At 63.3% G+C, this 3,205-nt stretch carries 5 protein-coding genes; all 5 read right to left on the reverse strand.

Annotated elements, in window-relative coordinates:
- On the reverse strand, window positions 1-844 hold an 844-nt coding region (locus tag IT472_RS09890; RefSeq protein WP_297181326.1), incomplete at its 3' end, for a hypothetical protein.
- 129 nt (window positions 845-973) lie between these two features.
- Window positions 974-1,693: a hypothetical protein gene (locus IT472_RS09895; RefSeq protein ID WP_297181327.1), complete on the reverse strand. Its 720-nt coding sequence runs from the start codon at window positions 1,691-1,693 to the stop codon at window positions 974-976.
- Between the two features lie 3 nt (window positions 1,694-1,696).
- Window positions 1,697-1,915 carry a helix-turn-helix domain-containing protein gene (locus IT472_RS09900; RefSeq protein ID WP_297181328.1) on the reverse strand — a complete coding sequence of 73 codons (219 nt, stop codon included), beginning with the start codon at window positions 1,913-1,915 and terminating at the stop codon, window positions 1,697-1,699.
- Window positions 1,905-2,327 (reverse strand): Mor transcription activator family protein, encoded by a 423-nt coding sequence (locus IT472_RS09905; RefSeq protein WP_297181329.1) that lies wholly within the window; start codon window positions 2,325-2,327, stop codon window positions 1,905-1,907. Before IT472_RS09905 ends, IT472_RS09900 begins: the two co-directional genes overlap by 11 nt.
- A 318-nt stretch (window positions 2,328-2,645) precedes the next feature.
- Window positions 2,646-3,068 carry a hypothetical protein gene (locus IT472_RS09910; RefSeq protein ID WP_297181330.1) on the reverse strand — a complete coding sequence of 141 codons (423 nt, stop codon included), beginning with the start codon at window positions 3,066-3,068 and terminating at the stop codon, window positions 2,646-2,648.
- Window positions 3,069-3,205 lie beyond the last annotated feature (137 nt).

The following is a 3,205-nucleotide window of genomic DNA, read 5'->3' on the forward strand; positions in this document are numbered from 1 at the left end:
AACAACGGTTGCCAACAAGCCCAAAAAGCCCTGAAATCCGACCCCGTTCGAGACCCGTTTTGAGGGGCCTGCAAGTGGCTCCATTACGGCGATCATCGGTGGCTCCATTGACCCGGTCGGTGACAACCGCCCGGACGGCGGTCACGAAGTCGGCGCCGGGATGCTCGGCGAGGTAGACCAGCGCATCACGGTGAAGCTCGGCACCAGCGGGCGCAACACGGTAGCCGCGCGGGCACCGGAAACCAGGCCGCTCCGCAGCAATCGCGGCGGTCGCGTAGTCGATTCCGGGATGCTCGGCGAGGTAGACCAGCGCATCACGGTGAATGCGGCTGCTGCGCTCGCACAGGGCCATCCCTGCGGGCGCCTGCACCTTGGCGCCGGGCCTGAACGGCGCCAGACCTTTGACGGCTGGCGGGACCGCGCCAAGGAACCCGACGTGCTTCAGCGACCAGGTGTTTGGCGACGGGTTGCCGATGTTGCCCGGTGGCCAGACGGACGCGGACACAGTGCGGTACTCGCCTGCGGCGATCCTGCCGGCCAGCTCGGGAAATATCTCGATCTCAGCCCACAGGCCGGCGGCGTCGTGCTTCAACGCATGCACCCAACCATGTGCGGGCTCGTCGTGCTCCGGGTGTCCGATCACAACCGGCGCTTTGTAGATCGCCGGGTTGTAGGACGCGGCAATGCCGGCAATGTCGGCAGCCGTCAGGGTCAAGTCCTGCGGATTCGCCGGAAAGGTGCCCGGCTTCAACAGGTGCAGCGTGCCGTGGGTGTTGCCCGCGCGCACGGCATCGCCGAGCCCGGAGCGCTCGAACAGAACGAAGACTGGAGCGGCGTCTATCATGGTCATGGGTCTCACATAGGGTTGCGCGATCAGCGCCGGGAGGAATCGCCGGTATGGAGACCGGGATATTCCGCACGCCTCGCGCTGCCGGGGTTGTTGTCGGACACTCGCCGGCTTGTCCGCTCAGATTCAGCCGCCGACAGAGCCATCGGCGTCTGCATGTGGTGCGCCGGCCGTGCTCTTGAGCGGCTGGTGGCTCGCTTCGATCTTGGCCTCCGCTTCCGCCAGCTTGGCGCGAACATCGTCCAGAACCGGATTCACCATCGGCCGTTGAATGGCTTCGATATGCGCGAGCACTTCGCGCAGATCGGCGCGCGCCTCGATCAACTCCGCGTCGATCTCATCGAGTCGCGTCAGGCTATCGGCAAGGGGCACGGTGTCCGAGTAGGGCCAGGGCTCGATGCTGGCAACTGCCTGCTCGGCGATGCTCGCCACGCCAGCCGCCACAATCCCGAGTAGTTGCCCGTGGAATACCGGCGCATTGGGGAGCCCGCCGAGCGGCCTGCCGAATGGTATCCGCATGTAGCCTTCCGCGCTGCGAACCGGCGCCGCCGCTTCCCTGACATGGCCTTCAACCGTGCATTCACGGGAATGCGAGTGCCCTTTTAGCAGGCGCGCCATCTCACTTACGGCGTCTTCGTAGTGCTTTCGCAACGACACCTTGACCGTGGCCAGGTAGTCTTCACGCGACAGCGGCCTAGCCTTGATCTCGCGCGCTTCGGCCTCCAGGTCGGCGATGCGCTTCACGCACTTGTCGTGATGACCGCCGAGCGTAGCGGCGTGCTGCTGCAACTGATGCGAAATCGCCTTCAGATTCGGGGCGCCGGATTCGGTGTTGGTGGGTTTCATGGCTTACTCCGTGGTGTGTTCGATGCGGCCGGATTCGATCCAGGCGATCAGGTCTTTTTGCTGGTAGAGCGCGCCCGTCTTGTGTCCGGGCAGGCGATAGAACGGCGGGCCGATCTTGATGTGTCGCCACCTCCTGAGCGTCCTTTTCGACAGGCTCAGAAAGGCGGCGGCGTCGGCCTCGGTGAGTAGGTGCATGGGCTTCGGCTTGGTGTCATTGCCCATCGCGCGCCCCTCGGGTCAGTCTCTTTTGCTCGGCAATGATCTTGTAAAGGTAAATCTCGGAAAGCCCCCACATGCGGCAGACCTCATCCTTCGGCAGTGATTCGACCAAGCGGAAGATCAGCGCATCGCGCGCAGCACGGCGCAGCGCTGCGCCGCGCGGTAGGTAGAGATTCCGACCGCCCAGGTAGTCGGCGATCAGGAAGACGCGCTCCGCCGCATCGTCTGCGGCCTGCTTGTGTGACATCCGGAGTCCGCGCTCGTTGTAGGACGCCAGCACGTCAACCAGGTGGCGCAACGTCTCAGGCCAGCGACGCACAGGCGGCAGTGCTGCGCTGTGCTCGTCCAGGAACTCCAGCGCGCCGCACTTCATCGGGTCCGGGATGCCGGATGGGCTCGCGCTGTCGCCGGTCACTCGCGCGACTCCGCGATGCGGGCGTCGATCCACGCATCAATGTCTGAGACCAGGAAGCCGACCGCACGACAACCGAGACGGACCGGCTGCGGAAACTGTCCGGCGCGCCGCAATCGGTAGACCGTGGACAGGGAAATGCCAGCGCGCCGCGCCGCTTCCCTTCGGCGAAGCACCCGACGATAAGCCGGCAGCTTTGGCATGTGACGACACCCGGCGATGAGGTGCCTTTACAATCCACAACTGCCGCAAGGCCGTGAAGCCCTTCTAGCCGGCTAGAAGCCTGTCTTCTAGCCGGCTACAAGCCTGCCTTCTAGCCGGCTACAAGGCACCTCCGCGCCTTGCCTGAATGCGCTTGCGAATCGAGCGCACAAAGCCCACGCTGACTTTATATTGCTGCGCTGCCGCATGGTCGAATATCTCGCAAAAACCGCCGCGAACCGGTTTTTTTTCATCGAACGGCCAGCCACATTTACAATACTCGCGCCACGCCGATTCGATTTGCGCGCTGAGCCTTGCCGTCTGTTCTGCACGCTGCCTCACGCGCGCCGCTGCGGCAACCTTCTGATGATCTCTGAGGGTCCGCGCCGGGCTTCTGTCCAACTGAACCAACGCGCCGAGCGCCTCCGAAGCTTTCGCAAGCAGCCAGGGCGTTGAATCACATTCAAGCGTTGCCGAGAGCAGGACCGCGCTAAATGCCAGGAACGCGCGCGGCTTTTCGTCGTGCGCGAGCGATTCGCGCATGCACTCGGCGATACTAAGAGGTAAACATATTTACTTCATGATTGATTAGTTCATGCTATACTGAGTGCATGAACAAGATTAATATTTCGAAACCAGTTTTCCCGTCTCGGCGGATCGAGCAGCAGTGGAATCGTTTG

The organism is Thermomonas sp., from assembly GCF_020850895.1.
Taxonomy (GTDB): domain Bacteria; phylum Pseudomonadota; class Gammaproteobacteria; order Xanthomonadales; family Xanthomonadaceae; genus Thermomonas.

Excerpts from the sequence above, each read along its gene's own strand:
- IT472_RS09910 (WP_297181330.1), bottom strand. The coding sequence starts at position 3,068 with ATGCGCGAATCGCTCGCGCACGACGAAAAGCCGCGCGCGTTCCTGGCA.
- IT472_RS09895 (WP_297181327.1), bottom strand. The coding sequence starts at position 1,693 with ATGAAACCCACCAACACCGAATCCGGCGCCCCGAATCTGAAGGCGATT.
- IT472_RS09900 (WP_297181328.1), bottom strand. The coding sequence starts at position 1,915 with ATGGGCAATGACACCAAGCCGAAGCCCATGCACCTACTCACCGAGGCC.